A 26,961-nucleotide genomic window follows, 5' to 3' on the forward strand; every position below is an offset into this window, starting at 1 on the left:
TGATAGAACAATTTCCTAACAGACTTGTTGGGAAATTGTCTATTATAGACAATTATATAAAAAAAGGGGGAATTTGCAGTTAAATGACGGAGTATTGCGTCAACATTAGTCGAAAAAGTTGTAGAGGAGGAAGAAAATGAAGGGCTCGATCAAACTATTTTTCATCTTTTTACTCGTATTATCAATGGCCATAGGGGGATGTACACCCAAAAATGAACCATCCAGCACTGCAAAAGATTCTGAGAAAGAAGACACGGTGAAAGAGGAAGAAAAAGTGGTAGATGTAACAGATATTACGGAGTTTGAGCAGGCACCGATGCTGGATGAAAGGGACCTTCCACCAGTTAAAGAGCGGCTACCAAAGGAACCAAAGATTCCAAATGAATTACCATCAGATCAACTTACTGTTGAAATCGGGAAATATGGTGGAACATTAAACACTGTTGCACAAAGTGTCGACTGGGATCCTGATTTATTTGTTATGAATAATGAACCACTCCTAAATACGCCAGGAATTTTGGGAGAAGAGGTTACAGGAAATGTTCTGAAAGACTATGAGGTCTCTGATGATGAAAAAGAATTCACATTTTATATGAGAGAGGGATTACGCTGGTCAGATGGTGAACCAGTTACAACAGAGGATGTAAGATTTGCTATTGAAGATGTGCAATTTAATGAGGAGATAACACCAATTCTACCCGCATGGCTTCATTCGGGAGGCAATGTAGATGGCGCGCCAATGAAATTAGAGATTGTCGATGAAAATACTTTTAAAATTTCTTTTGATGAACCGAATGGAGGATTTCCAATTAGCTTGGCCATTCAAAGTTGGCGAGGATATGCCGATTTGTTAAAACCAGCTCATTATTTAAAGAAATTTCACAAAGATTATGCAGATCCACAAGAATTACAAGAGAGTATTAAAGAAAATGATTTTGCCGAAGGAGAAGATACGGATTGGGTAAATAATTTTAACTATCTTGACATTACAGAAAGAGAATTAAATCATTCCAACGCAGTAGATTTTCCTGTTTTATATCCGTGGTTACCAAAGGAAAAGACAAAAACACATGTTACATTTGAACGAAATCCTTATTATTTCAAAGTCGATGCAGAAGGGAATCAGCTTCCCTATATTGATACTTTGAAGAGTGCAATTGTACAAGATACAGAAGTGACTGCTTTGAAAGTTATTGCTGGAGAAGTCGACTTCAATCGTGAAGCTACAGCATTAACCAAAATGCCTGTTTACCGTGAGAATGAAGAGCAAGGCGGGTATAAGGCGATTTTGGCTGATTTGCATAACACTCCAAGCGATGTTTTCTTGAATTTGACGTACGAGGACCCAGTCTGGCGTGAAGTTGTACAAGATTTACGTTTTAGACAAGCCCTAAATTATGCGATTGATCGTGAAGAAATTATTGAAACGCTCTATTTTGGATTTGCTGAGCCATCGACGATTATTGATAGTACTTTTAACATTGATAAAGCTAATGAGCTGTTGGATGAAATGGGAATGGAGAAAGATTCAGACGGTTATCGAATGGGACCAGATGGTAAACGCTTTACTATTCCATTTGAAGTTCAAGCAGCTGCACCTGATATTGTACCTCTTGCAGAACTATTGACAGAAATGTGGAAAGAAATCGGTATCCATGTAACAGTTAAAACGATCGATGAAAGCCTTTGGGGGAATAAAAACGAAGCAAATGATCTACAAGCATCAATTATGTGGACACATACACCACTTTATTATATGCAAGATTTAGGAACGGGATTTTGGGGACGGCAATGGGAAAGTTGGAGAAACTCAGGCGGGAAGAAAGGGGAAGAACCACCAGAAAATGTAAAGAAATTTTATGATTTAATGGCAGAAATGAATGTGAGTAATCCAGAAAGAGCTGTTGAAATTATGGATGAATTACGACAAGAAATGCATGAAAATGTTTACTATTTTGTGCATATTGAACATGTTAAGCAGCCTTTAATTGTGAATGCTAATTTGGGAAATGTAACGGACGGTGGCTTAGCGATTGCCATTAATTTCGCGGGTGAGCAAATGTTTTTTAAAGAATAATGTAAAGGAACTTAGGGAGTCGATTAATATTACAAGACTACCTAAGTTTTCCTCCTGTTTTTCTTGAAAAAGAGGAAGTATAACTTTCGATTAATGTTGAATTTAGCTTTAGCTGTCTTGCGCTTTTCATAGAAAGGAGAGGATAGGATGTTACATTATATCGGACATCGCGTTTTGCAATTGATTCCACTAATCATCGCCATTAGTATAATATCTTTTGCTTTAATTCAACTACCTCCCGGTGATTATCTCACAACGTATATTAATCAACTTGAGTTGTCAGGAACGGAAGTGTCGGAAGGAACGATTATGAGTTTGCAAAGACAGTATGGACTTGACAAACCAATGTATGCGCAATATTTTATCTGGATAAAAAATATTGTTTTACATGGTGATTTTGGACGATCCTTTACATGGAATGAACCAGTAAGTGATGTGATTGGCGAACGGCTTGGATTAACGATTGTCATCTCTATACTAACGTTAATTCTCACTTGGATTATTGCCATTCCAATCGGGATTTATTCTGCTATCCGTCAATATTCTATTTTTGATTATATTTTTACATTTATTGGTTTTATTGGACTGGCTATACCTAATTTCTTGATTGCTTTATTTGTCATTTATACGGTGTTTGTTCATACAGGGGTGGCAATCACAGGGTTATTTTCTCCTGAATATGTGTCAGCACCATGGAGTATCGATAAAATCCTAGATATGTTGCAAAGGATTTGGGTACCTGTTCTTATTATTGCTGTGTCAGGGACAGCAGGCTTAATTAGAGTCATGCGCGGAATGCTTCTAGACGAATTACAAAAACAATATGTGATTACAGCACGGGCAAAGGGAGTGAAGGAGAAAAAATTATTATTTAAATATCCTGTCCGCATGGCGATCAATCCGATTATCAGTACAATTGGTTGGACACTTCCGGCCATCATATCGGGGGAAGCGATTGTGTCGATTGTTTTAAACTTACCGACAACAGGACCTATGTTATTGGAAGCCTTAATGAATCAAGATATGTATTTAGCTGGAAGCTTTATCTTACTCTTAAGTATTCTCACCATCATTGGCACATTAATATCTGATATTTTATTAGCTTGGTTAGATCCGAGAATAAGATTTGGAGGGGTGGAAGAGTGAATCCCGAGATTACTACGAATAATCAACAAGTTCCCGTTCAGCCGAATCAAAATACAGATGAACATTATGAAGTTGCTTCACAATGGAAATTAATGTGGATGAAATTTAAAAAGCATAAATTAGCGATTATATCCGCACCAGTTTTACTGGTTTTGTTGATTTTAGCTGCTTTTGCTGAATTTTTGAGTCCGCATATTCCATTAGAACGATTCTCTGATTATAAATATGCACCTCCACAAACTTTGCATTTTGTTCATCCTGAAAATGGCTTTAGTTTACGTCCTTTTGTTTATGATCTCAAAGAAGAAATGGATCAAAAAACATTTCGAAAGACTTTTACAGAAGACCCTTCCAAAGCTTATTATCTACATTTTTTTACTAAGGGGACTGAATATAAATTTTGGGGGCTGTTTAAAACAAATCGCCATATTATTGGTCTAGAAAATGCGGATGCTCCCTTCTTCTTAATGGGAACAGATTCGCTTGGGCGTGATTTATTTAGCAGAATTTTACATGGCTCAAGGATTTCGCTTTCTTTTGCTTTTTTAGGAATTATTTTAGTTGTGATTCTTGGAGTCGTTCTAGGAGGTATTTCTGGTTATTTTGGTGGGATTGTAGATACGATTATTCAACGTTTAATTGATTTATTAATGTGTATTCCAACGATCCCCTTATGGATGGCATTAGCCGCAGCATTACCATCAAGTTGGTCACCAAGCAAAATATATTTAGGGATGGTAATGATTTTATCGATTATTGGTTGGACTGGACTAGCGAGAGTTGTTCGCGGAAAAATTCTCTCTCTTCGTGAAGAGGATTTTACAATGGCAGCAAGGCTCGCTGGAGCAAGTAACTTTCGGATCATTATGAAACATCTTGTTCCTTCATTTGCTAGCTATATCATTATTAATGTGACAATTTCGATCCCAACGACCATCTTGGGGGAAACTTCATTAAGTTTCTTAGGACTGGGTTTACAGGCCCCTGTAGTCAGTTGGGGAGTGTTATTAGGGGAATCTCAGAAATTGGAAAATTTAGCTCACCACCCGTGGTTGTTGTGGCCAGCTGCATTTATCATTGTTGCTGTGTTAGTGTTTAACTTCCTTGGAGATGGTTTGCGTGATGCAGCAGATCCTTATAAATAAAGGAGTGAGTAGGGAATGAGAAAAAAGTCAGTTGTGCTTGAAAAGAAAGCTACAATTGCCTCTACTATCCATGAGGATGATGAGGTTCTTTTAGAAGTCTCTAATTTAAATGTCCATTTTCCATTAGAGGAAGGAATATTGGAAGCCGTAAGTGGAGTAGATTTTAAATTAAAGAGAAAGAAAACGCTCGGTATTGTTGGGGAAAGTGGTAGTGGGAAAAGCGTTGCCACAAAGGCGATTCTCCAAATTGTTGAGAGCCCAGGGAAAATAGCCGATGGAGATATACTATTTCGTAGAGATGATCAACAAAAACAAATTGTGAATATTGCGGAACTTAATCCGAGAGGAAAAGAAATAAGGGCAATACGTGGTGGAGAAATTGCCGTTATTTTTCAAGAGCCGATGAAGGCGTTCTCTCCTATTTACACAATTGGAAACCAATTGGTTGAAGCTATTCTCTTGCATATTACAGGAGATGAGAAGGAAGCTAAAAAAATTGCAATTGATACATTGAAGAAAGTAGGAATGTCAAATCCCGAACAAAGAATGGAACAATATCCTCATGAATTATCTGGGGGAATGAGACAAAGGGCTATGATCGCGATGTCTCTATGTTGCAATCCGTCTATCTTGATTGCGGATGAACCAACAACTGCTTTAGATGTCACTGTGCAAGCGCAAGTCTTAGATTTGATTAATCAGCTAAAAGATAATTTTAATTCAGCTGTTATTTTTATTACTCACGACTTAGGAGTAATCGCTGAAATGTCTGATGAAGTTGCCGTTATGTACCTTGGAAAGGTAGTGGAATACACAGATGTCGATACTTTATTTTTCGGTGCATTACACCCCTATACTCAAGGATTGCTGCGATCTATCCCAACTGTGGGAAAAAGAGATGAACCATTAGATTCCATTGAAGGAGTAGTTCCGATTCCAATTAATTTACCAAAGGGTTGTGGTTTTTATTCCCGATGTCAACTTGCTGAAGATGGTTTATGTAATGTTGTTGAAATTCCTCTTGTGGAAGTTAAGGATGGCCATTATGTAAGATGTGTCAAAGTGAATCAGAATCAAAAGAAAGGAGGTCAAAATAATGGAGAATAAAATACTGGAAGTCGAATCTCTGAACAAATACTTTCCTATTAAAAAAGGTTTCTTTAGAAGACATGTTGGTGAAGTAAAGGCTGTGGATGATATATCCTTCTATGTGAATCAAGGGGAGACATTTGGGCTTGTTGGGGAATCTGGATGTGGAAAGTCGACACTGGGAAAAGGATTATTACGGGCAATTGAACCATCTAGTGGGGAGGTCAAATTTAAAAATCGCCATGGTCAAATAGTCGATGTAACAACATTGGATTATAAAGAATTACGAGATATTAGAAGGGATATGCAAATGATTTTTCAGGATCCTTATTCATCCTTAAATCCAAGAATGACAGTATTAAATATAATTGGCGAACCGTTAATCTGTAATGGAATGGCTAAAGGGGAGGGATTAAAAACAAGGGTAAAAGAATTGATGGAGATTGTTGGATTAAATAGTCGTCATCTGGAAAGGTATCCCCATGCCTTTAGTGGAGGACAGAGACAACGTATAGGAATTGCTCGGGCGCTTGCAACTAATCCGAAATTTATAGTTTGTGATGAGGCCGTCTCTGCCTTGGATGTTTCAATTCAGGCACAAATTATTAATCTATTAGAAGATTTACAAAAGGAATTTCAGTTAAGTTATTTATTTATCTCACATGATTTAGGTGTTATTGAGCATATTTCTGATCGGGTAGGTGTCATGTATGTCGGGAAGATGGTCGAAATGGCAAAGACGGAGACATTATTTTCTACTCCGAAGCATCCATACACAGAGGCCCTTTTATCTGCAAAACCTGTTCCAAATCCAAGAATAAAGAAGGAAAGAATTATTCTGAAAGGTGAAGTAGCTAATCCAGCTAATCCTCCAACAGGGTGTTATTTTCATCCGCGTTGTCCATATGTTAAAGAGATTTGCCAGGTGGAAAGCCCAGTCCTCCAAGAAGTTAGTGAAGGTCATCATGTGGCTTGCCATTTTGCCAAAGACTTGGATTTGAAAGGCTCTGTTGCCATATGATTCTTCTGCTAGTGATTATGTATGCAATTTCACTACTCCTAATTATGTTAGGCTCTATTTGGTGTATGAATGTGTTTGCGAAAAAATATATTGGAGAAAAACATCTTGTATTAGAAGAGGTAACAAATGGTGAGGTTCCGGAAAAGTGGTCAAGACAATATCAAATGAAAATAAAGAATTTAGAAGCAAAAGGTAATACTAAGAAGGCCTCACGCATAGAGAAGACAGCTCAAAAATCATATTCAAAAAAATTGCAACGCTTAGTCCGTTATATCCAAAAAACGAATTTAGTTGAAAGTGAAGAGACCCGTTCCATATTGCTTTCAGATCTTGAAAAAACACGTCGACAATGGAGGAATCAACTTCCAAATGAAGAATGACTCCAAGGGCCAAGCAACGATACTGAAGCTAACAGTATTGGGATTAGCCACCATATCAGCCGGAATAGCATTGGGTCTTTGGTTTGTAATAAGAGATACATTGATGACTTATCTTTTGTACCTTTCTTTTGATAAATGGAAAATACCGGCAGTCGATAATTTTTCTTTTGTGTTATTAGGGATTGGTTGGCTCATTTATGTGTTTCTTATCCATTATAAATTAACTAAAAGCTTGGAAAGTCGTAAATTATTTAGTACTTTTTTGATCGTTTGCGGCTACCAAATTCTGTTGTTATTTCTTTGTAATGTTTCAAGATTATTATTTATTGGTCATTCAGAATGGAGTAGTGTATTTCTGCGTGGAGGAGAACTAGCTATAAGTTTGGCATGTTTGCTTATAGCATATAGCTGGAGAGCGAAGAAAAGGTTTAGAGACGTAAAGCAATCAAAATGATGGAGGGATATAAATGGATGTAGGCGTGGTATCAAGAAGCTTTCCCGAAATGAGTAATAAGGAAACAGCAGAATTTTTGGCAAAAGAGGGTTTTAAGTGGACGGAATTATGTTTCTCACAAACCGATTCTAATTATTGGGTGTACAATGGTAGATCTGATTTAACAACACTTACAAATAAGAAAAGTAAGGAAATTATTGATGTATATCAAGCATATGGGATTGAGGTAACAGCAATTGGTGTATTTACGAATCTATTAGAGCTAGACGAAGGGGAGGCACAACAAAACTTAGCTTATTTTGAGCGATTGATGGAGATTGCTGCTATCAATAATATTCCTTATGTTGCGACAGAATGTGGCTTTATTCCAGGAAAAAGGGGAATCAATGCTGATACCTATGAATCTGCTTTTGAGCTATTTAAAGATCGCCTAGGTCAGCTTGTGCAAAAGGCGCAGAGTTATAATATATCGATTGCCCTAGAACCATGTGTGTTAGATATTATCCCAAGTGCGAAACGAACAGTAGATTTGATCAAACAAATTGGTTCAAATCATCTTAAAGTCCTTTTAGATCCAGCCAATTTGATTGCCAATCAATCTGAAGAAGATATGTTTAGATATTTGGCTCCTTATATTGCTTATTTCCATGGGAAAGATCGTAAAGTTAATGATGCATATGGACGTGCCATTGGAGATGGAGATATTAATTGGCCATTATTTTTCCAACTATATCATCAGTATACGGAAGGTATTCCCTTTATTATGGAGTATGTGAATTTAAATAATTGCTGTGATATACGTGATCGTGTTTTACGGTTTGAGAAACAATCATTGACACTTAAATAATCGGACTAGGGATGTCCTCTCGAAAGTGACATCCCTAGATTGAAACTTATTGAGGGATTACGCTCTCCTTTCTATAAACAACCGGAAAATCATCGCCTTTTAACTCCAACTCAATATAAACGACAATGTTTAGAATTGTGAATTCTAAAAAATTGTCCGAATTGACCATGAACTTGGCAGAATCCACAATGTAGCATCTATTAAATCTCTGTAGTATATAGATAAAACAACAGAGAGAAATACCTAATTTAGAAAACGCTTACCATCATATTAATTAGAAAAGCCTTGATTAAGACTGATCGTAATTTGTCAACATGAGCAAAGTCGCTTTGCGCCAAGTAATCGTGTGTACAACAACGGGTTACTCCGTTGAATAAAATAAATTAAAAGAGGATGATTTCATGACATTAAAAGTAGCGATTGTCGGTGTAGGGAATATTGGGAATACGCATGCCCCAGTTTACATGGAAAATACGGATACGAAGATTGTGGCGGTTTGCGACATTATCAAAGAGAAAGCAGACAAAGCCGCCCAACAATATGATGCAAGAGCTTTTTACAGTGTCAAAGAAATGCTTGCAAGTGGGATTGAATTAGATTTAGTAAGTGTCTGCACTAAGGGGGAGGAAAATGGTGGTGAACATTATGCGCCAACAATGGAACTACTTAGGGCTGGTATTCCGGTATTAGGGGAAAAGCCAATTTCCAATAAACTTGAGGAAGCTCAAGAAATGGTTGATCTTGCGCGGGATAAACAAATTCCTTACGCGGTCAATCTGAATCATCGCTTTACGCCAGCTGCGGAGCGGGCGAAGTCATGGATTGAAGCTGGACGCTTAGGGAAAATCCATATGATTAATATGCGAATGTGGATTAATAATCCTGTGGAAAGTTCACCATGGTTTCATCTCCGTGCCCTGCATCCCCATTCCTTTGATGTGATTCGTTATTTTTGTGGAGATGTCAAACGAGTAGCGGCGTTCATGATGAAAGGGGAAGGTCGGGCGATTTGGTCGAATGCGCAAATCATTTTGGAATTTGAGAATGGAGCGATTGGGAATCTAGTCGGAAGTTATGATGCAGGCGCAAGTTATGGATTAGAACTATGTGAGGTGGTTGGATCGAAGGGACGTTTTATTTTGGAAGATGCCTGTGAGCATTTAACTTATTATCCACGCCATAGTATTGAAACGGAAAAATATAGTTATTTGGGTGGCATGCGGGCTTTTCCGGAGACATTCAAAAGTCGCATTAATTCCTTTGTGGATCAAATCAATTCAGGTGTAACATACGATCGGGTAAACGGTTCTGGGGAAGATGCATTGAAAGCGCAGACAATTATTGAAGCAGCGATCCGCTCATGGGAGACGGGAACGATTGTTGATGTAAAAGATTTAGAAAAAATTCCGGGAGGCGTCCAATCATGAAACTAGGTGTCAATTCTGTGCTATTTAAAGACTTTGATTTTGCTACGGCTGCGAAACAAATTGCCAAGTGTGGCTATGATGGTGTAGAAATTGCTGCGATTAAAGGGATGTGTGAACATCTTGAACTAGATCGTTGGCGTGAACAGGCGGAAGAGTTAAAAGAGATTGTAAAAGAAAACGGGTTAGATTTTTTATCGATGGAAGTGGCTACATTAGATGAGGAGCGCCTAACGAAAGCATTTGAAGCAGGGGCCGCATTAGGAATTCCCGTTATTAATGTAGGTCCAGGTGGCAAATCGGGTGATGAAGACAGTTTGCTCCATTCAATTGAAACGCTTCGTTCTTTATCGAAAAAGGCCGAAGAGTACGGAGTGACATTATGCGTGAAGGCCCATGTGGGGAATGCCATCTATAATACGCCAACAACATTACAAGCCATGAATGAGATTGATTCACCAGCTTTCGGAATTGATATGGACCCGAGTCATATTTATCGTGGGAATGAAAATCCCGAGAAAGAATTGCCAAAAGTGTTAAGTCGAATGAAACATGTGCATATTCGTGATTGTAAAGGCCGAACGACTGGTCCGGGTGAAATTCAAAACCAAGCATGTGGCCGCGGAGATATTGATTTATTCGCATACTGCAAGGCATTGGTAGACGGAAATTATGAAGGGCCCGTTTGTCTTGAAGTAATTGGGGCAAACCAACACTCCTTGGCAGATGTTTCCATTGTCGCAGCAGAAAGCTACGGTTATTTAAATGCCTGTCTACAAAAATTAGGTGTCCGGAAACCGAACTTAGTAAAAAAGTAAAATCGTTGTTTCAAAAGGAGATGAGAAAGAATGAAAAAACCGAATATTATTATGTTTGGCATTGATAGTCTGCGCAGAGATCATATGAGTTCCTATGGATATGGACGTTTGACGACCCCGCATATCGATAAATTTGCCAAAGAGGGAGTGTTGTTTGAAAACTATTTCAGTCCAAGCATTCCAACCACACCAGGCTATGCTTCCATGCTAACAGGGATGGACTGTTTTGGAACAGATGTGGTGGCACTCCGTCATCAAGGTCCATTAGGGGAGCATGTACAAACTCTTCCAGAAATACTTGGCGATCATGGATACCAAACAACTTGTATTGGATTTACAGGTAATCCATCTTCACGAGGTTTCCAGAAATATATGGATTATGCAGGATGGGGTCCAGATGAAACAGGGAAAAGCCCTAAAGCTGAAAATCTCAATAAAGTGGCGATACCTGAATTAAAAAGATTAGTAGAAGACGATCAGCCATTCTTCTTATTCATGCGCCATATGGATCCTCATTCTCCATATTTACCACCCGCACCCTTTGACCGGATATTTTACGATGGTAATGAATGCGACCCGACGAATACATCTTTAGAGAAATTAAAGGAATTTAAACCATTTGCGGACTATATTACTTCCTGGTTACCAGAAGGTTGTACAGATGCCGATTATGTGGATGCGCAATATGATGGGGCAATCGCTTATATGGATGCCTGTATCCAAAAGATATTAACAAGCGTACAAACTTTAGGCATTGAGGAAGAAACTTTGATTATTATTACATCAGATCATGGAGAAACACTAAATGAACATGATTGTTGGTATGATCATCATGGACTTTATGAACATAATCTCGTTGTTCCACTCATTCTTAAATTCCCAGGGAAATTGCCTGCTGGAAAAAGAGTGGAAGAATATACATTGATCAAGGATTTAACTCCAACCATCTTAGAGTTATTAGATATTCAAACAGATATATCGTTCGATGGGCAAAGTTTATTACCACTCGTACACAAGGATAATCGTCGTTTTGAAAAAACTTCTGAATTTTATATTACAGAATGTACCTGGATGCGTAAGCATGGCTGGAGGACACCAGAGTGGAAGCTTATTCGTGCTTTGGAACCTGACCTTCATTTTAAACCGGAAGTAGAATTATATAATGTTTTTACAGATCCGCTTGAATTAAATAATGTGGCAGATCGGGAGCCGGAGATCGTTAAGGCATTGACGGCAAGAATGGAAGCGTATATTGCGAAAAGAGAACATGCGACAGGACGAACAAATCCAATGTACACAAATCTAAAATGGCATGGTCTAGATCAAGGTCCTTTCAAATCTTCTCAAGAAGCCTATGATTCTATGTATATCGGTTCGATTGAAACGGCACAGGATCTACAAGCAAAGAAAAAGGAAGAGGGAAAAGCGAACGAATCGAAAGTATAATGACCAACGCGGTTCATCGCGAACAAATCGAAAATAACGCGAAGAACCCTGGCCCGCATCGCTAACAACTCAAGAAAATCATGGAGATGCCTGATTCCTATCAGTCATCTCCACTTAGTACAGAAGGGAATGGTGTTTTTGCTTAAAGTTGCTGTTGTCGGATTGCGCAATATTGGAAAACTGCATTGTCGTTATTATCAAGAAATACCTGATGTCAAATTGGTCGCGGTTTGTGATCTGGATGAAAAGCTGGCTGAAGCAGCCGCCCTACTATTTGGTGTGACATCTTATACCGATTTTAATGATTTATTAGAAAATGAAGATGTTGATGTGGTTAGTATTGCAACAGGCGGAATAGAAAACGGATCCCATCACTTTGCACCAGCGATGATGGCCATTGAAAAGGGAAAAGATGTATTAGTGGAGAAGCCTCTATCCAACCAATTATCCGAAGCACACGAAATGATTGCATTTGCAAAGGAGAAGGGAGTAAGACTTGCTTGTAACTTGAATCATCGCTTTGCGCCAACAGCCAATAAAGCAAAAAATTGGATTGAAGAAGGGACTCTCGGTTCATTATTATATGTAAATATGAAATTAACGATTGGCAATCCAAATGAGTCTACGCCTTGGATTCATCTTCGTGCTTTACATCCTCACTCGATTGATGTGATGCGGTATTTTGGTGGAGACATCCGTCGAGTGCAAGCCTTTATGACGAAGGCACCTGGAAGGAATGTGTGGTCAACGGCCTCTATTAATATGGAATTTTCCTCTGGAGCTGTAGGCCATTTAACTGGAAGTTATGATATGGATAATCGACATCCGATTGAGCAATGTGAAGTGGCGGGGACTAAGGGGCGATTTGTGATTGATGATGTGTATAATGAAGTCACGCTTTATCCGCATCAACAATCAGAATTAACGGTTATTCGCAATTCGGTTTTAACAGGAATGGAAGGATTTAATGCCACCTTCAAAAATAGACTGCAAACATTTATCAACGAAATTAAGCTGAATGTTGCACCAGATGAAATCAGTGGTTCAGGCATGGAGGCACTTGCTGCACAAACAGTCATTGAGGCAGCTATTCGTTCCCAGCAAAATAACGGGGAAGTGATTGAAGTACGTGTTCAAAAAGGAGGATAAAAAGGACCCGTCGGCTAAGGGCGCTGACGTCCTGTCAGCAACACCGACACTAGCACGTCCTGTGCGTCGGAAGTTCGAGGCGGCGCAGAAACAAGCCAACGAGCTACCACAGGATGTGGTGATTTCGACGTTCGACACAGGACGTGTCGGTACTTAGTCGAAGATCATTGTATCGCAGTGTCATTTTTACCGGAGGCCTGCAGGACGCAGGTCACAAAGGCGTTGCGACAGGATGTCGCGAATTTAGCCTTTGATCCTTACTTTTTGAATATCCTCTTGAAGTACAAACAGTGGAACAAGGGGTTGAAAAATAAACCATAAATTGGATAGGGAGGTTTAGAGATGAGTACAGCTCGGTATCGCAGTCAAGAGTACATGAAAAATAATGAATTTCCTTTTTGGATTCAACAATATCGTCATGATGCGATGAATGTTCCACCTGCTCACTCCCATGAATTTATTGAGTTAGTGTATGTTGTCAAAGGTGAAGCGAAACATGTTTTTGAAGGACAGTCCTATCAAATTCAAACCAATGATGTGTTTATTATTAACCCGGGAGAAGTTCACACCTTTCAAATAGAAAAGGGAAAAAAGATCGATATTATTAACTGTCTATTCCTGCCCAATTTAATTCAGGATTCTTGGTTAAAGGAGCTTGGAGTTTCGCAATCGATGGATTATTTTTATATTCACCCGTTTTTAGATAGTCGGGAGAGGTTCCATCATCTCTTAAATTTAAAGGGGGATTACACTGAGCGATTGCATTCCTTATTGGAAGGAATGATGTATGAGTATACGAGGGAAGGTTCTTGTTTTTCAACGTTGATTCGTTTGCAATTAGTGGAATTATTAATTTTATTATCGCGAATTTATAATGAACAGCGGATCCAACAACCGCATTCCTCTGTCAATGATTCTAACCGTCTTTTAGTACGGCGGGTTTGTGGATATCTGTCTAGAAATTATGATCAAAAGATCTCGATCCCATCCCTCTGTAAATTATTTACAATCAGTCCGCGCCATTTGAATCGTTTATTTAAAGAGGAAACAAATCAGACAGTCGTTGAAATGTTACAGAATATTCGAATTGAAAAAGCGAAGAAATTTTTAATGGAAACAAATGATAAAGTGATCGATATCGCCATTAGAGTTGGTTATGATGATCCTGCATTTTTTAGTCGACTCTTTCGCAGAGAAGTAAATTGTTCTCCAGGACAATTTAGGGAACAATATCAGCGGGTGCTTGTAACGAATCATCACTGAAAGGATGATTGTATGAAAACAGAAGAGATCCAAACATTTAGCATTGCCCCACATGGAGGAACATTAATTAATAGGGAAGTTTCGGATTTAGAGAAAAGCCAGGCTTTAAAAAAAGCGGAGACTTTACCGAGTTTGACCATTTCGGAATGGAGCATTTCCGATTTAGAATTGATTGCAAACGGAGGATTTAGTCCATTAACAGGCTTCATGAATCAACAAGAATATCGAAATGTACTGGATCACATGCATTTATCAAATGGTCTGCTTTGGAGCATCCCGATCACATTACCTGTCAACCGTGAGAAGGCAATACATTTTTCAACTGGAGAGGAAATTGCTTTAAAAGGAGAAGATGGCAAGATATATGGAACACTGCTTTTGGAAGAAAAATATTACTATGACAAATTAGAGGAAGCAAAAAAAGTATATGGAACCATTGATCAAACACACCCGGGAGTGCAAAAGATTCTCGAGAAAGAGGATATCTATTTCGCCGGTCCCATCACAATGATTGAACGGCCTTGCCATGATCCCTTCACTGCCTTTCATAAAACACCACAAGAAACTAGAGAAATGTTTCAACAACTAGGATGGAAAACCATCGTTGGGTTTCAAACAAGAAATCCAGTCCATCGTGCTCATGAATATATTCAAAAAATTGCCATGGAGAATGTTGATGGTTTACTTCTAAACCCATTAGTGGGAGAAACAAAAGCAGATGATGTGCCAGCTCATGTACGGATGAAAAGCTATCAAATCTTGTTGGAAAATTATTATCCAGCGGATCGGGTAAAACTAGTGATTTATCCGGCAGCGATGCGCTATGCAGGGCCTAAAGAAGCAATCCTGCATGCACTTGTCCGAAAAAATTACGGATGTACTCATTTTATCATTGGGCGTGATCATGCGGGAGTGGGGAATTTTTATGGAACCTATGAAGCGCAAGAACTTGTCGGAAAGTTTGAAGAGGAGATAGGCATGACCATCTTGAAATTTGAGCATGCGTTTTATTGTAAGCGCTGTGAAAGTATGGCGACCTCTAAAACCTGCCCTCATCATCAGGAGTCTCATATTCATTTAAGTGGAACAAAAGTAAGAGCATTACTAAGAAAAGGGGAAAAGCCACCGCGTGAATTTTCTCGTCCGGAAGTGGCACAGATCTTAATAGATGGACTAAAAGAGAGAGGGGGGATTGAGTGAAATCGCAACATATCACCTGGCAAGATCAACAGGTGACAAAGTGGGAAAGACAACAATTGCACGGCCATAAAAGTGCGATTGTTTGGTTCACAGGACTCTCCGCTTCAGGTAAATCGACATTATGTGCATCCATAGCGCAAAAATTACATGAACAAGGAATCAGTACCTATGTATTAGATGGGGATAATATTCGTCATGGCCTAAATAAAAACCTTGGATTTAGTCCGGAAGATCGGTCTGAGAATATTCGCCGAATTGGAGAAGTGGGCAAGTTATTTGTCGATGCTGGTATTCTCACATTCACAGCTTTTATTTCTCCTTATCAAGAAGATCGAAAGCTTGTGAGAGAAATGGTGGAACCTGGTGAATTCATCGAGGTGTTTGTAAGATGTAGTTTAGAAGAATGTGAACGACGAGACCCGAAAGGATTGTATGAAAAAGCGCGAGCAGGAGAAATAAAGGATTTTACTGGAATTGATGCTCCTTATGAAGAGCCAGTTAATCCGGAGCTTGTAATTGAAAACGATCAACAAGATATCGGAACATCTGTGAATCAAGTAATTGACTTTTTACGGGAGCGCGGGATATTTACGACCTATTAAAAAATGGAATGATTATCGTTCAGAGAACCCCAATGAACAAAATGTGCTCATTGGGCTTTGATTTTTTATATGAAAACTATGGACTTTTGTACCGGTTTTCATTGCGGCCATTCCTGTTTCCTAACAGTTTCATAGATGGATGTATGATTCTTATCAGAAGGCATCGAAACGGAGTAGTCCCCTAGAGGGAGATCATGGCTTTCTTCTATATACTGAATAATTTTCTGCACTTTTTCCTCGGAGTCTATTTTCGCATTTTCTGGGCGTTTTACTTGGATTGAAACCTCTGGTAGGTAAATCCCATCTATAGAAAGGTCTTCCTTTAAGCGATGTTTATCAATTAAAGTGATAAATTGATCAGGCTTTGTAAAATTTCCTGCATTATAATCTTCTGCAAGGGCTTTTCGATATTGCTCAAGCTCATCTTCATCATCATAGTGAATAGCGGTGAGGGAATCAATTCGGATCGTATAAATCGATAAATCGGGATCCACTTTTTCAAGCTGTTTAAGTGGTTTCTTAAATTTCTTTGCATAAAGATCTTCAAGCAAAAAGTTCCCTAATTGATCTAGGTTTCTCATTTCCACTTCCCCTACTTGTAATGTTCCATCTTGCTGTTTCCTAATATGAATTGTAACATCAAAAGAATATACCGGTTTTCCTGTAGTTTCCACGGGAACTATTAATGTTTTATCATCGACGAGCGGTATCCCATTTTGTCGACCGAATTTCATTTTCTTTGCATTGGGATCTAAATCCAAGGCAAATTCATCTTTCCCTATTGCTTTAATCGTTTCTTCAATTTCGTCTTGCACTTCTTTGTTATTTTTAAATTGTTTTGCTTCTTTAGAGGCACATCCGATTAATAATAGAGAAAGGAGGAAAAGTAAAGTTCCGAAAAAGTATTTTTTCATTTTACATCTCCTCATCCATGTAAAATTATTTATATTTATTAGCTTATCATATTATGTATGGGTCTGAATTCTCAATGTGGAGAGTGGGAGAGTGCTTAAGAAAACCATAAAAATTCCCCCTTTATTGGAGTATAAAGGGGGAGCGTTTGACTTCTATTCTTCCCAAATTTCATGAGCGATTTGGACAACATGGCGTACTTTCGCCCATTGCTCTTCCTCTGTGATGAGGTTTCCTTCTTCAGTAGAAGCGAAGCCACATTGAGGGCTCAGACACAAGTGATCAAGATTAACATACTCAGCAGCTTCTGCTACTCTTTTCTTGATTTCTTCTGAATCCTCTAACTCTGCTGTTTTAGTGGTGATCAAACCTAATGCTACGTTTTGATTATGAATGTAACGCAGTGGTTCGAAATCTCCTGAACGTTCATTATCAAATTCTAAAAAGAAAGTATCAACATTAACTCTAGAAAATAATTGCTGCGCAACTGCTTCGTAATCTCCTTCATATAACCAAGCAGATTTGAAGTTCCCCCGACAAACATGGAGAGAAATTAGCATATCCTCTGGTTTATGGGCGATCGACTCAATCGTTATTTCGGCAAATCTCTCCATGAGTTCATTTACATCCCAGCCTTTAGCCTCCATCTTCTCCCGTGATGCTTGACTAAAGAAGGCTCCCCAGCTTGTGTCATCCAGTTGTAAATAACGACAACCTGCATCATAAAATGCTTGAATTGCATCTTGGTACACCTTTGCAATATCTTTTGCGACAGCATCCAGGGATGGATAAGAAGGATTCTCGGCATATATTTCACTATTCAACACGCCAGAATGAAAAATCATATTTGGACCAGGGATCGTGATTTTAGCCGTATGATCACCTGCTAATCCATTCAAATAGCGAAAGTCAGCTAAAAATGGATGATCTTCAGGGAATTTTAAAGGAGAAGCAACTGTATAAGAAGTAAGCTTTTTCATTTCCCCTTGGAAAAAGCCGGCCACTTCCACTTCCACAGTCTGAACCCCTTCAATGGCACAAATAAAATCAGCATGCCAATATTTTCTACGGAACTCTCCATCTGTTACGACTTGTAGACCAGACTCTTTTTGCTTCTCTACAAGTTTAGCAATCTCTAAATCTTCAATTGAACGTAAATCTTCTTTGGTTATTTCTCCTGCTTGAAATTGCTTCCGCGCCTCTTTCAATGACTGCGGTCGTAAGAAACTCCCTACAATATCTGCACGAAACGGTGCTTTTGCCAGTGTTTTTGCCATTTCCCCCACTCCTTTACTAAGCATAACCCCTTCTAAATAACGGAAGAGGTTGGTAAGTCCATTTTAGAGAATGTTCAAAAAGTCCGGTAAAAATGACACCGCGAATTTCTTCGTTGGCTTGTTTCTGCGCTGCTCATGTATCTAAATGCATACATTCTGCTGCTCGAAACTGCGCCGCCTCGAACTTCTTGGTCCTTTTTATCCTCCTTTTTGAACTCGTACTTTTACTACTCTTCTTACCTTGAAGACAATTATTTCAGGAACTTGTTATAGTGAAGAAAGTAATTGTTGGTGAAATCCCTCCATCTATTGATAAGAATGTGTCTAGTATTTGTCATTTAATCCTATAGTGATTCGCGATATGTGTCAAGGAGAATTTGGACTGTTTGATCTATTCTTAATAAGTGAGAGGTTAATAGCGATGTTTACAACATAATCTTAATTTTCTTACATATTATTGTTAACAACGTTGTTATCCTGTTGTAAAATAGTAGCAACCTTACTTAAGGGGAATAAAGGATAGGAGAAATGAGGGATATGGATGAGCAAAAGAATGTGTAAGCAATGGGCCATGTTTATGATCGTTTTGGTGCTTTTAATGGGGTGTAGTCAAAGTGGAAGTGGCAGTTCTAAAGAAACGAAGGAAGACCAGCCATTTGAATTTTCTATTATGTTGAATTTACATGTTGCAGAAACACCTGATGCCAAACTGCAAAACTTACTCGAAGAGGCGACTAATACTAAGATGAAGATTCAATGGGTGCCGGATAATACGTATGAAGAAAGATTTAACACAGCGCTTGCTACCGGAACCTTGCCAGAAGTTTTCCTAATTAAACCTATCAATTTTATTCAGCAAAAGGATGCGATTCGTGATGGACAATATTGGGAGATCGGTCCATATCTTGATGAATTCCCTAATTTAGGTAAACTGAAATCAGAAATTTTGGATAATACGCTCGTTGATGGGAAACTTTACTCATTATACGCTGGAAGGCCCCTTTCTCGCCAAGGACTTATTTATCGAAAAGATTGGGCAGAACGTCTAGGGTTAGAGGCACCTAACAATCTTGATGAATTATACAAAATGATGGAGACGTTTACATTGGATGACCCAGATGGAAATGGGAAGAACGATACAATCGGGTTAACGGATCGGGGAATACTGGGAACCTTTCAAAACTTTGCTACATGGCATGGAGCGCCTAATAATTGGGGAGAGAAGGATGGTCAGTTATTACCAGAGTTTATGTTTCCTGAATATCGAGAGGCGATGAAATATTTTAAAGATTTATTTGATCATGGATATATCAATAAGGACGCACCCGTTACAAGTAAAACAGACCAACAAAACTTATTAAAAAATGGTACAGCTGGCGTTTATATTGGAACAATGGGCGATGTCATTACATTGTATGAGGATGCGAAAAAACTGAATCCTGAACTTGAATTTGATGTTCATAATTATATTGAAGGACCAGACGGTGAATATCGTACAAGGGCAATCCCAGGATATGGAAGTTTGCTTATGTTTCCAAAATCGGCGGTCAAAACAGAGGAACAATTAAGGAAAATATTAAGCTTTTTTGATTATTTAATGACACCGGAAGGCTCTAATCTTCTCTATTGGGGAGTGGAAGGTGAGCATTATGAAGTAATAGACGGAAAGGCCTCCATTATTCAGAGTAATTTAGCTGCCTATGATCGGGAAATTAGGCCGTACACACCGTTCGAAATTGGAGAGCCAGAAACAAATGGGAGATATGAAGGATATTTTGAATACGAACCAAGGGCAAAAGCAGATGAATTGTACTATGATAATAATAATTATCTAGTACATGATCCAACGGTTACCCTAGAGTCGGAGACATTTATAAAAAATTCGGAAACTCTAGCGCAAATTATGGAAGACGCTGCTTATAAATATTTTCTAGGGCAAATCGATGATCAAGGATTTGACGCAGCGATTGAGGAGTGGAAAAAAGCTGGTGGTGAACAAGTGATAGAAGAATTTAATGCTTCCTATCAAGCTTCTAAATGATTATGGGTTCTTAATAAATAATAATGACCAATGATGCATTCTTATCTTTTGAGTTACTCGAAAGATAGGAATGCTTTTGTATTTATATAAATGTGTTCGTTTTGTTAAACTTCAACAAATATTCACATCTTTTATCATCGATATACTTGCTAGGATGAATTTAGATTCTGCATAATGGAGGAAGGAAGGGGAGGATGACTTGCTACCAATTGAAAGGCAGCAACAAATATTAATCTGGTTAGAAGAGGAAGGAAACTTACGTATATCCGATATTAGTAAGCGATTCAATGTCTCTGAAATGACAGTTTATCGCGATATTAAGCCGTTATTGGATCAGAAAAAAGTGCTAAAGACTTCTAAAGGGATTTCTATCCCACCAAAACAATCTATACCTCCAGATGTCTGTACATATTGTTTGAAACCAGCAAAATCAAGATTCTCGGTCCAATTAATTAAGATAGACCAAGAAATTGAAACAACTTGCTGCGCTCATTGTGGACTACTCCGCTATAAAGATATTAAAAAAGATGTATCGCAAGTAATTTGTCGTGATTTTTTAAAGGATACGACCATCAGTGCAAAAATGGCGACCTTTATGTTGGGAACGAATTTAAATCTAAATTGTTGTGAACCACAAGTACTTGTATTTGAATCTTTCCAACAGGCGATACAATTCCAAACAGGTTTTGGAGGGGAACTTTACTCATTTGAAGAGGCAGTTGTGGCGATTGATGAAAAAATGAATGGATCCACCTGCCAACATTCTACATTAAAAGGACGAGGAGAATCGATATGAAAAGAACAATTGGAAGTATCTTGCTAGGGATCGCACTTATATCGTTAGCTGCATGCGGGAATGATGCGAAGTCCCAGGATGATGAGGTACCAGCCATTCTTGAAGTTCAGTTAGACGTAGCCGAACATGTTGAAGTTGATGAGAAGACGAATTTAAAAGCTGTAGTGACACAAGGTGATGAAGAGGTCGCCGATGCGGATGAAGTCCAATTTGAAATTTGGGAAGAAGGGAAGAAAGAGGAGAGCCGCATGATTGATGCTGTGAATAATCAGGATGGGACGTATGAGGCGGAAACAACTTTCGATCATGATGGGAATTTCACTGTCCAAGTGCATGTGACGGCAAGGGGAATGCATAATATGCCGAAACAAACTGTCACGGTTGGGGAAGGAGCAGCGGAAGAAAGCCATGACCATGGAGAGCAGGAACATGGAGAACACGCAGAGGGCTTTAGCATGCATTTCATGGAACCTGAAAATGTAAAAAAAGGAGACGAAACAGAATTAATCGTCCATATTCAGAATAAGGAAGAGCCACTGAAAGATGCTCGAGTTCGTTATGAAATTTGGAAAGAAGACGCAGAAAATCACGAGTGGCTGGATGCTGAAGAGGGAGCGGCAGGGGAATACTCATCGCTATTTACTTTTGAGGAAACAGGTGATTATCATATAATCATTCATGTTCAGGATGATAAGGATTTACATGAACATGAAGAACATCAATTAGAGGTAATTGATTAGTTCAATTTTGCTATTCCGAGTGGGTTATATCACTCGGAATTTTCAATGAAAGGAAGAAAAAAGGATATTCGGAAAACAGTGTGGGAGGGGTATAGCTCTACATGGCCCTTACCTCTTAAAATATCAAAGTTTTCCCTTTAGTAAAATATGTGTAAAAAAATTTTCTTCTTTTTAGAAGCTGTAAAAAAGAGAACAAGAATATGAAAATTTCTTGTTCTCTCATTCATACCATCGAACTTCTATTCTTTATTAATTTTTGCCCGAGCTCTCTTTATATCTTTCATAAGCCTTATGCTGGACGTCCATATATTCTTCTAGCCCCATTTTCTGTATGGTTTCAACATATTTATCCCATTCAGAGAAAGGAGTTTCACCTACAATGAATTTATCTTTCATTTCATTCACATACTTTTCAATATCTGCCCCTGAGGTGTCCATTATTTTTTGTTCCTCGTCTGTAAAAATGAAGGCCGGCCATACTTCTTCAATTAGGTGAGGTTTTAATCTTTCTGTTGCATCTAAAGACATATCCGTCCCTTGTGATCCCTGAAAAAACTCCTGTGTAACGAGAGCTGGATAAGTACCACCAGGATATGTAAGGTACTTAGAAACAGCTTGCTCTACAGTTAATCCATCCGGATTATTTTTAATTTCGTCTACATATTCATATTCACCATCTTCAGTCTCTTCGTAAGTGACACCTTCAACACCCATAAAAAATAATTTTGCTCCTTCATCACCATAAAAATAATCGATCCATCTTACTGTCGCAGCGGGGTGCTCATTTGCACTAGTGATCACAAACGCTCCTGGTGTAGGTACTGGCGGCAATATGCTCGTATATAATCTGCTTCCATTAGGACCCGCCAAAGCCTCTGCTCCTATATAGTTTTCTCCCTCCTTTCCGAATAACACATCAGGACTAAAATAATGAGTGACACCATAAAGCCCCTCGGAGCCTTTTGCTAGATATTGATCTGTTGAAATAGAAAAAATATTTTGGTCAATCAGCTCTTCATTGAATAATTTATGAACATATTGCAGCATTTCTTTATACTCTTCAGCGGTCGGAAAAAACCGTAACTCCTCTTCCTTTGGATCCATATCCACAAACTTATGTTTAAGACCTCGATTACCAAGTCCATATGCTCCTTGAACCCATTCTACTAACGTATTAATTGAGTTTGCCCCGAAGGGAATTTCATCTGCTTGCCCATTCCCATTAGGATCTTGCTCCTTAACAGCTTTCAAAAATTGATACAATTCTTCTGTCGTTGTCGGCATATCCATATCTAGAGTTTTCATCCAATCTTCTCTAATCCATGGTCGAGAACTTAGGAGCATGGAAACGAAATCCGGTGAAAAAGCATAAGGAAAGGAATAGATATTCCCATCCGGCATCGTAATTCCATCTTTTATCTCTGGATACTCTTCAAGTATTTTTTTAAAATTAGGAGCATACTCATCAATCAAATCGTTCAGTTTTATGAATGTTCCTTGTGCACCATATTTTTGTAAATCAGTCACAGGCATACTTGTTGTATGAAATGCATCTGGTAAATTTTCACTAGCCAAGACTAAATTTCTTTTTTCCGTTAAGCCTGCAGCAGGCACCATTTCCCATTCAATATTGATATTTGTCATTTTTTCATATTCATTATATAGTAATACATCATTCCAATTTTCAGCGGTTGTATCAGCCCTCTTTGCAAAAAAATGCAGTGTAATCGGCTCTTCTACAATTGGCATACCTGAAGCTTTTACATTCTCATCCTTTTCTTGGCCCTCTTTATCCCCACTAGCGTCTTGTTGATTGTTACAAGCTGAAAGTAATATGAGAGTTAGGACTATAACCAATAAAAATATTTTTTTACTTTTCAATTCTGATCCCTCTCCATTCTGTACAATTGCTTTGTCTTTATGCCAGTGATATGATCTTTCATTCCCTATAGCTTTTATGTGAAATAAAGTAAAAGCTCCTCCTTTCAAGTCAAGTTCTCCACTAATTTTTCAACAAACCTTACTTCTTAACGCATAGTTTATCATTGAGGAAAAATGAATGATACAGGCGATTTCTTAACCTACTATGTAGGTTTTGTGAGGGTCACTTTTGTCCTGAGATATTTATTATTCTGGACAAATATTCTTTTTTTGTAGACATTGACATATTCAGTATAAGATCCACATAGTTCTGTGAAATCTGGACTACTCTATAAGCATCCGATGGTATTTTGGAGCATGTATTTAAAAAACAACAAAAAAATCTTTTCTGAACAACTATACGTTATTCAGAAAAGATATTTATAAAGCTTTTTGATCATCTCTATTTTGCTGGTGATATTTCCGATATTGACTAGGGGTAATGCCCTCCTCTTTTCTGAATTTCCTTGTGAAATTAGAGACATCAAAATAACCAATATCCAAAACAATCTCTTTTATCGTTCGATTCGTGTTTACTAATTGCTGTTTAAATTCATCCATTCTTAATTTCCAAACCAATTGAGTAAATGTAATCCCGGTCTGCTCTCTAATAAACCTACTAACATACGAGCTTGATATTTGAAAATGATCAGAGATCATTTCAAGGCTAAGGGTGTGATGTTTGTACTGTTTTTGAATATACTCCATAATGTTGTCACGTAATTGATCATTATGGCTTTCTTTCCTTTTTTCCACTTCTAAACATATTTGATCAATGAAAATAGTTGCACTTTCTTTTAGTTGATCCAATGTTTGGAAATCCGACAGTCTTTTAACCTCTTCGGGATTATGTTCAATGCCTAATTCAGCAATCGTTTTTAAAACGGTATTGATCAGATCAAAACAAGTACACTTTAACATGTAGCTAGGGAATTTTTTTTGCGCAAGACTATCTAAAATTTCAGCTAATGTTTCCTTCGCTACAACACGATCTCCTTGTTTTAGGCTTTGAATAAATTTTAACCGACTTTCTTCCGGAAACCAAATCGTTTCGTCGTTGTCAATAGAAAGATCCTCAAAAAAAATGGCATGAGTTTCATGATGTAAGATGTCATTTTCTATGGATGCAGTCGCTTCAATAAAAGAACGATTAATTTTATTGGCCTCTTTATAAATCTGACCAATGCCCACAAAAGGCAAAATTGAACAATGCTTTTTTAACAGCTCTATAAGGTGATGGGAAAATAATTGTCGACTTTCATTCCAATTACTTGAGTCATCCTTAATATTCACAATAATAGCGGCTGTATAATCATGAACCAATTCAACTCCATATCCGCAGCACTCCTCATGAGAGATCTCATGAATTGTTTCTACTATTTTTTTCCAATATGTAAATGTCTCTTGCTTTTTTATTTTTCCTTTATATGAAACAGCAATAACAAAAAAGGAGTCTCCTCTCAGAGAAATTTTTAAATCATTGGCTAAAGCTATAATATCTTGATGTTCCTTCCCTTCACCTTTTAGTAAATTCGTTAAAAACTGCGCTCTGACAAATGGTTTATGGGCAATTATTTTTCTTTTTAAAAATTCGCTATCCTCATAAATAGATTCAATTTTTGTTCTAATTAATTCAATTTCATTACTTTGCTTTTTACTGTGGTTCATTTGTTCTTTATTTCCGAGATACTGGGCCAAATTTTGTATCGGTTTATACTGTTTGAATGATAAATAGCAAACGACCGTGATCCCCACTACCGCAAGCCCCAGTAAAACCATAAAAATAAAATATTTCAACGACGTCATTTTGCCATAAAATTGTTGGGTGGGCATAACGGACACAAACGTCCAGCCACTCAGTTGAGAACGAGCAATGGAAAATGAGTAATCCTCATTTTTAAAATCCTTATGAGTGTTTCCATCATTGTTAGCTGAAATATTTTTCACAAAATCCAAATCTATTTGAACGCCATTTTCATTTGAAGCAAACAAATTGTAATCAGCATCAAAAATAAATGAATTTCCTTCAAAATCACCTAGAGCGTTTTTCATTAATTTTGATAATGTTTCTTCCTTAATAAAAAATGTGACGGTACCGTATGGTGATGAACTTTGAATTGGAATAGGATAGGAGTACGCGATAACCCGCTTACCATTGGAATTTTTGGAAGCGATATCAATAATTTGTGACAAAGGATTAGATTGAATCTGCATCCCTTTATTTAAGGCTTCAATATCTTTATTTTTTACAGGATAGGTACTTTGGACAAAGGTATGGAAGGTACTTGTTCCCTTGGAGGAATAAACTAGATCTTTAGATTCATTGAAATTTAAAAATATCTCATCGATAAAGGAATTACTCATCTTATACCGAATTAATTCTTCAATAGCCTGTTGATCATAATATGGCTCAGTGAGCATATATGGAGTTAAGCGGTGGTCGTATGAGATCTTGGTTGCTAAACTATTTAGTTCGCTTAATCGTGTGTCAGTCATATCTTTAATCTGATCTATTTTGTCCATATTTGATCGGATAATTTCTTTTTCCAACTTCCCTACCGATATATGATAAAGAATCGTACTGATCGTAATAAAAGGAAGCATGAACACAAGTAAATAAGAAAATAGATATTTATACAGTAATTTCGATTTCTTTTTAGACCAGTTGAACATTTTCCTCTTCTCCATATATTCTTTTTTGGTATACCCTTTTTCACAAATATATACGATATATCTTGAACTTTCAATATATTTTAATTCAATTTTCGATGACAAAGTCTTCTTATACAATCATTTATGCAACACTTCACTATTTAGTATTGAACAAACACATTGCTAATGCAAAGTTGGGTTCTATCAACCTTGCTTTTTTCAGTTATTTTAGCATTATAGGTTTTTGACAGCCTATAAAGTGTGGAAGGGAATATCGGTAAATAAACACAGGAACTAATATACCATAGCAATAAATAGGATCCCGCATGTACGGGATCCAGAACTTTTCCTTTTGCATCTGGAGTTGACGGCGGTAAGTCATTTGATTATTCGTTTTAAATCATCTCATGATACCGTTTTTATTTTAGTTCTATCTACTCTTTCACAGATCCAATCAATACCCCCTTCACAAAGAATCTTTGTAAGAAAGGATAAATAATTAACAGCGGTAAGGAAGAGACCATGATAACGGCATATTTAACGAGGCTGGCTGTTTTAACTT

Annotated in this window: 22 protein-coding genes and 1 pseudogene; 18 read left to right on the top strand and 5 right to left on the bottom strand. The window is 37.8% G+C overall.

Annotation, left to right across the window (positions count from 1 at the left end; genetic code table 11):
- Nucleotides 1-136 precede the first annotated feature (136 nt).
- The 15 genes from KI363_RS16735 (at nucleotide 137) to cysC (ending at nucleotide 16,061) form a co-directional block, all read left to right on the top strand.
- A complete protein-coding gene (locus KI363_RS16735) occupies nucleotides 137-2,077 on the top strand; it encodes an ABC transporter substrate-binding protein (protein ID WP_057987090.1) in 1,941 nt (646 codons plus the stop codon).
- A gap of 147 nt (nucleotides 2,078-2,224) precedes the next feature.
- A complete protein-coding gene (locus tag KI363_RS16740; protein WP_057987092.1) occupies nucleotides 2,225-3,223 on the top strand; it encodes an ABC transporter permease in 999 nt (332 codons plus the stop codon).
- Nucleotides 3,220-4,368 (top strand): ABC transporter permease, encoded by a 1,149-nt coding sequence (locus KI363_RS16745; protein WP_238456108.1) that lies wholly within the window; start codon nucleotides 3,220-3,222, stop codon nucleotides 4,366-4,368. The genes KI363_RS16740 and KI363_RS16745 overlap by 4 nt, the downstream gene beginning before the upstream one ends.
- Before the next feature lie 15 nt (nucleotides 4,369-4,383).
- Nucleotides 4,384-5,475: an ABC transporter ATP-binding protein gene (locus KI363_RS16750; protein ID WP_082881262.1), complete on the top strand. Its 1,092-nt coding sequence runs from the start codon at nucleotides 4,384-4,386 to the stop codon at nucleotides 5,473-5,475.
- Nucleotides 5,465-6,478 carry an ABC transporter ATP-binding protein gene (locus KI363_RS16755; protein ID WP_212967031.1) on the top strand — a complete coding sequence of 338 codons (1,014 nt, stop codon included), beginning with the start codon at nucleotides 5,465-5,467 and terminating at the stop codon, nucleotides 6,476-6,478. Before KI363_RS16750 ends, KI363_RS16755 begins: the two co-directional genes overlap by 11 nt.
- A 71-nt stretch (nucleotides 6,479-6,549) precedes the next feature.
- Nucleotides 6,550-6,858 carry a hypothetical protein gene (locus tag KI363_RS16760; RefSeq protein ID WP_128738502.1) on the top strand — a complete coding sequence of 103 codons (309 nt, stop codon included), beginning with the start codon at nucleotides 6,550-6,552 and terminating at the stop codon, nucleotides 6,856-6,858.
- Nucleotides 6,848-7,312, top strand: coding sequence for a hypothetical protein (locus KI363_RS16765; RefSeq protein ID WP_057987099.1), 465 nt, complete (start codon nucleotides 6,848-6,850; stop codon nucleotides 7,310-7,312). Before KI363_RS16760 ends, KI363_RS16765 begins: the two co-directional genes overlap by 11 nt.
- A gap of 13 nt (nucleotides 7,313-7,325) precedes the next feature.
- Nucleotides 7,326-8,159, top strand: a complete 834-nt coding sequence (locus tag KI363_RS16770) for a sugar phosphate isomerase/epimerase family protein (RefSeq protein WP_057987101.1) — start codon at nucleotides 7,326-7,328, stop codon at nucleotides 8,157-8,159.
- A 401-nt stretch (nucleotides 8,160-8,560) separates the two neighbouring features.
- Nucleotides 8,561-9,586 carry a Gfo/Idh/MocA family protein gene (locus KI363_RS16775; RefSeq protein WP_212967032.1) on the top strand — a complete coding sequence of 342 codons (1,026 nt, stop codon included), beginning with the start codon at nucleotides 8,561-8,563 and terminating at the stop codon, nucleotides 9,584-9,586.
- Nucleotides 9,583-10,401 (top strand): sugar phosphate isomerase/epimerase family protein, encoded by an 819-nt coding sequence (locus KI363_RS16780; RefSeq protein ID WP_191967571.1) that lies wholly within the window; start codon nucleotides 9,583-9,585, stop codon nucleotides 10,399-10,401. The genes KI363_RS16775 and KI363_RS16780 overlap by 4 nt, the downstream gene beginning before the upstream one ends.
- Before the next feature lie 30 nt (nucleotides 10,402-10,431).
- The gene (locus KI363_RS16785; protein ID WP_212967033.1) at nucleotides 10,432-11,847 is read left to right on the top strand and encodes a sulfatase family protein; all 1,416 of its coding nucleotides are present in this window, start codon (nucleotides 10,432-10,434) and stop codon (nucleotides 11,845-11,847) included.
- 138 nt (nucleotides 11,848-11,985) lie between these two features.
- Nucleotides 11,986-12,996: a Gfo/Idh/MocA family protein gene (locus tag KI363_RS16790; protein ID WP_212967034.1), complete on the top strand. Its 1,011-nt coding sequence runs from the start codon at nucleotides 11,986-11,988 to the stop codon at nucleotides 12,994-12,996.
- Nucleotides 12,997-13,338: 342 nt separating this feature from the next.
- The gene (locus tag KI363_RS16795) at nucleotides 13,339-14,259 is read left to right on the top strand and encodes an AraC family transcriptional regulator (protein WP_158323940.1); all 921 of its coding nucleotides are present in this window, start codon (nucleotides 13,339-13,341) and stop codon (nucleotides 14,257-14,259) included.
- Nucleotides 14,260-14,271: 12 nt separating this feature from the next.
- A complete protein-coding gene (gene sat / locus KI363_RS16800) occupies nucleotides 14,272-15,459 on the top strand; it encodes a sulfate adenylyltransferase (protein ID WP_212967035.1) in 1,188 nt (395 codons plus the stop codon).
- Entirely contained in the window at nucleotides 15,456-16,061 is a 606-nt protein-coding gene (gene cysC / locus KI363_RS16805; RefSeq protein ID WP_212967036.1) for an adenylyl-sulfate kinase, read from the top strand. The genes sat and cysC overlap by 4 nt, the downstream gene beginning before the upstream one ends.
- 98 nt (nucleotides 16,062-16,159) lie before the next feature.
- Here cysC and KI363_RS16810 read toward each other — a convergent pair whose 3' ends face one another.
- Both KI363_RS16810 and KI363_RS16815 read right to left on the bottom strand, forming a co-directional pair.
- The gene (locus tag KI363_RS16810) at nucleotides 16,160-16,975 is read right to left on the bottom strand and encodes a hypothetical protein (RefSeq protein ID WP_212967037.1); all 816 of its coding nucleotides are present in this window, start codon (nucleotides 16,973-16,975) and stop codon (nucleotides 16,160-16,162) included.
- Nucleotides 16,976-17,128: 153 nt separating this feature from the next.
- Entirely contained in the window at nucleotides 17,129-18,250 is a 1,122-nt protein-coding gene (locus tag KI363_RS16815; protein ID WP_212967038.1) for a 5-methyltetrahydropteroyltriglutamate--homocysteine S-methyltransferase, read from the bottom strand.
- A 541-nt stretch (nucleotides 18,251-18,791) separates the two neighbouring features.
- Here KI363_RS16815 and KI363_RS16820 point away from each other — a divergent pair.
- The 3 genes from KI363_RS16820 to KI363_RS16830 all read left to right on the top strand — a co-directional run bounded on the left by KI363_RS16820 (nucleotide 18,792) and on the right by KI363_RS16830 (nucleotide 21,827).
- Nucleotides 18,792-20,291 (top strand): extracellular solute-binding protein, encoded by a 1,500-nt coding sequence (locus tag KI363_RS16820; protein ID WP_246516920.1) that lies wholly within the window; start codon nucleotides 18,792-18,794, stop codon nucleotides 20,289-20,291.
- Nucleotides 20,292-20,490: 199 nt separating this feature from the next.
- The gene (locus tag KI363_RS16825; protein WP_212967039.1) at nucleotides 20,491-21,087 is read left to right on the top strand and encodes a DeoR family transcriptional regulator; all 597 of its coding nucleotides are present in this window, start codon (nucleotides 20,491-20,493) and stop codon (nucleotides 21,085-21,087) included.
- Complete coding sequence (locus tag KI363_RS16830; protein ID WP_212967040.1) at nucleotides 21,084-21,827, top strand: FixH family protein; 744 nt, start codon at nucleotides 21,084-21,086, stop codon at nucleotides 21,825-21,827. The genes KI363_RS16825 and KI363_RS16830 overlap by 4 nt, the downstream gene beginning before the upstream one ends.
- A 249-nt stretch (nucleotides 21,828-22,076) precedes the next feature.
- Here the strand turns inward: KI363_RS16830 and KI363_RS16835 are convergent, their stop codons facing one another.
- The 3 genes and pseudogenes from KI363_RS16835 to KI363_RS22105 all read right to left on the bottom strand — a co-directional run.
- Nucleotides 22,077-23,708 carry an extracellular solute-binding protein gene (locus KI363_RS16835; protein ID WP_212967041.1) on the bottom strand — a complete coding sequence of 544 codons (1,632 nt, stop codon included), beginning with the start codon at nucleotides 23,706-23,708 and terminating at the stop codon, nucleotides 22,077-22,079.
- A gap of 420 nt (nucleotides 23,709-24,128) precedes the next feature.
- Complete coding sequence (locus KI363_RS16840; protein ID WP_212967042.1) at nucleotides 24,129-26,420, bottom strand: helix-turn-helix domain-containing protein; 2,292 nt, start codon at nucleotides 26,418-26,420, stop codon at nucleotides 24,129-24,131.
- Nucleotides 26,421-26,833: 413 nt separating this feature from the next.
- Nucleotides 26,834-26,961 (bottom strand): annotated as a pseudogene (locus KI363_RS22105) (carbohydrate ABC transporter permease); the annotation flags it as partial.

The organism is Lederbergia ruris (genome assembly GCF_018332955.1).
In the GTDB taxonomy this organism is placed as follows: Bacteria; Bacillota; Bacilli; order Bacillales; family Bacillaceae_C; genus Lederbergia; species Lederbergia ruris.

Coding starts and splice junctions, on each gene's coding strand:
- KI363_RS16735 (WP_057987090.1), top strand. CDS start 137: ATGAAGGGCTCGATCAAACTATTTTTCATCTTTTTACTCGTATTATCA.
- KI363_RS16740 (WP_057987092.1), top strand. CDS start 2,225: ATGTTACATTATATCGGACATCGCGTTTTGCAATTGATTCCACTAATC.
- KI363_RS16750 (WP_082881262.1), top strand. CDS start 4,384: ATGAGAAAAAAGTCAGTTGTGCTTGAAAAGAAAGCTACAATTGCCTCT.
- KI363_RS16755 (WP_212967031.1), top strand. CDS start 5,465: ATGGAGAATAAAATACTGGAAGTCGAATCTCTGAACAAATACTTTCCT.
- KI363_RS16765 (WP_057987099.1), top strand. CDS start 6,848: ATGAAGAATGACTCCAAGGGCCAAGCAACGATACTGAAGCTAACAGTA.
- KI363_RS16770 (WP_057987101.1), top strand. CDS start 7,326: ATGGATGTAGGCGTGGTATCAAGAAGCTTTCCCGAAATGAGTAATAAG.
- KI363_RS16775 (WP_212967032.1), top strand. CDS start 8,561: ATGACATTAAAAGTAGCGATTGTCGGTGTAGGGAATATTGGGAATACG.
- KI363_RS16780 (WP_191967571.1), top strand. CDS start 9,583: ATGAAACTAGGTGTCAATTCTGTGCTATTTAAAGACTTTGATTTTGCT.
- KI363_RS16785 (WP_212967033.1), top strand. CDS start 10,432: ATGAAAAAACCGAATATTATTATGTTTGGCATTGATAGTCTGCGCAGA.
- KI363_RS16795 (WP_158323940.1), top strand. CDS start 13,339: ATGAGTACAGCTCGGTATCGCAGTCAAGAGTACATGAAAAATAATGAA.
- sat (WP_212967035.1), top strand. CDS start 14,272: ATGAAAACAGAAGAGATCCAAACATTTAGCATTGCCCCACATGGAGGA.
- KI363_RS16810 (WP_212967037.1), bottom strand. CDS start 16,975: ATGAAAAAATACTTTTTCGGAACTTTACTTTTCCTCCTTTCTCTATTA.
- KI363_RS16815 (WP_212967038.1), bottom strand. CDS start 18,250: ATGGCAAAAACACTGGCAAAAGCACCGTTTCGTGCAGATATTGTAGGG.
- KI363_RS16820 (WP_246516920.1), top strand. CDS start 18,792: ATGAGCAAAAGAATGTGTAAGCAATGGGCCATGTTTATGATCGTTTTG.
- KI363_RS16830 (WP_212967040.1), top strand. CDS start 21,084: ATGAAAAGAACAATTGGAAGTATCTTGCTAGGGATCGCACTTATATCG.
- KI363_RS16840 (WP_212967042.1), bottom strand. CDS start 26,420: ATGTTCAACTGGTCTAAAAAGAAATCGAAATTACTGTATAAATATCTA.